The organism is Flavisolibacter ginsengiterrae DSM 18136, assembly GCF_059568575.1.
This window is the reverse complement of record NZ_JCANTR010000063.1, coordinates 1-1,355: the sequence shown is the minus strand read 5'-3', so window position 1 is coordinate 1,355 and position 1,355 is coordinate 1. Positions and strand designations below refer to the sequence as shown.

Here is a 1,355-nt window from a genome sequence, read left to right as displayed (position 1 = left end):
AAGGTATTATCAGCTGCAAGGAAAACTACTGTGCAGCAACGAAAGCCAGCAACACCAGAATATTTGGAAAACCCTTGAAAGTCAACGTAACTTTAGGAGAACAACCAGCTATCTCTTTACATAGGAGGCCCATGTTGTGCGTCGTGTTGCCAGCAGTCTTATTTCGGTAACAAGTCAGACTCGTCAACAAATTCTAACTCAGACACAGTACATATTCCATTGCCACCATTTAAGTAACGAAAACCAATTAGTTCTTCGTCACCCACTCGCTCACCCTGTATTACAACGACGATATTTCTTTCTTTTGTTTCTGGATCGAAAAAGAAAGCAAGTGAAGGAACTTTAACTTCAAGAATCCTGTGATCATTGCCATCAGGGCGAATATAAAAAACGGCCGTACCATCTTTTACATCTTGTTCAGAAGCAACATCCGCCTTCTTGTGAGGCGTTTCTCGCCATGAGGCAAGATCAATGGCTCCCCAAATGTCCCCACCATTAACGTTGACTTCCTCTCCGTTTGACATGATGTAGTTGTCTCTTTTTACCTTTTTAATATTCTACTCACAAACATGACGCACAACACGTAAATATATGATGTAAGATTTAGCTCATCAAGAAAAACAGGTATTGGTTTCCAATACTTTTTTAATATACTTTTTGTATTGTCGTTAGGACAATCCACCACATTATACTTTTTGTATTGTCGCTTCCTAGCAATCAATCTTACCCTTATTCCATAAATCGTCTAAGGGACTTGTAATATTCACCAACTGCTTTTTGCTCACATGTAAATAACGTTCTGTTGTCCTTATGTCAAAATGCCCAGGCGAGTCTTTAATATACCTGATATCAGTGCCCTTTTCTAAAAGGTGCGTAGCAAAGGAGTGCTCCGGGCTATGAATTCCAACATCCTTATTTATCCCGTGCTTCCTTTGCATTAGAAAATATTTGCCGGATAGTCCTTGCAGGCCAGGCAAACCCTGTGGCTTAAGACTCAAACAACTAATATTTTGGCTTATAACTTTTTATATAACTTCTCAAAACACCCAAAAGCACTGGACTTAAGTCATTAGCTTGATGTAATAAATTGCCGACAGGAACTTTGTAAAATGTATTATTTCTTCGCCCACTTTTCTTGCAATATGAACGCACGGAAATAATAAACGCTCAACCCAACATCTCCTGCATTCAGACAACCCTTCAATCCAAGGCCACAATTATCAATCGACAATTGACAATAAGCCCTATTCCATCTGTACCCATTCATCCAAAATCTTTTCCTTTGGTTTTACTAATACTGTTTTTAGTCCCCTGAAACGTTCTTTTACACGCAGGGCCATGGCAATCGGTATCTC

2 protein-coding genes are annotated in these 1,355 nt (G+C 39.4%); both read right to left on the bottom strand.

The window, feature by feature from the left end; genetic code table 11:
* Window positions 1-158: 158 nt before the first annotated feature.
* On the bottom strand, window positions 159-524 hold the full coding sequence (locus BP74_RS21635; RefSeq protein WP_496377652.1) for a hypothetical protein: 366 nt from the start codon (window positions 522-524) through the stop codon (window positions 159-161).
* Between the two features lie 186 nt (window positions 525-710).
* Window positions 711-938 carry a tyrosine-type recombinase/integrase gene (locus tag BP74_RS21630; RefSeq protein ID WP_496377650.1) on the bottom strand — a complete coding sequence of 76 codons (228 nt, stop codon included), beginning with the start codon at window positions 936-938 and terminating at the stop codon, window positions 711-713.
* Window positions 939-1,355: the final 417 nt, after the last annotated feature.

Coding starts and splice junctions, on each gene's coding strand:
- BP74_RS21635 (WP_496377652.1), bottom strand. CDS start 524: ATGTCAAACGGAGAGGAAGTCAACGTTAATGGTGGGGACATTTGGGGA.
- BP74_RS21630 (WP_496377650.1), bottom strand. CDS start 938: ATGCAAAGGAAGCACGGGATAAATAAGGATGTTGGAATTCATAGCCCG.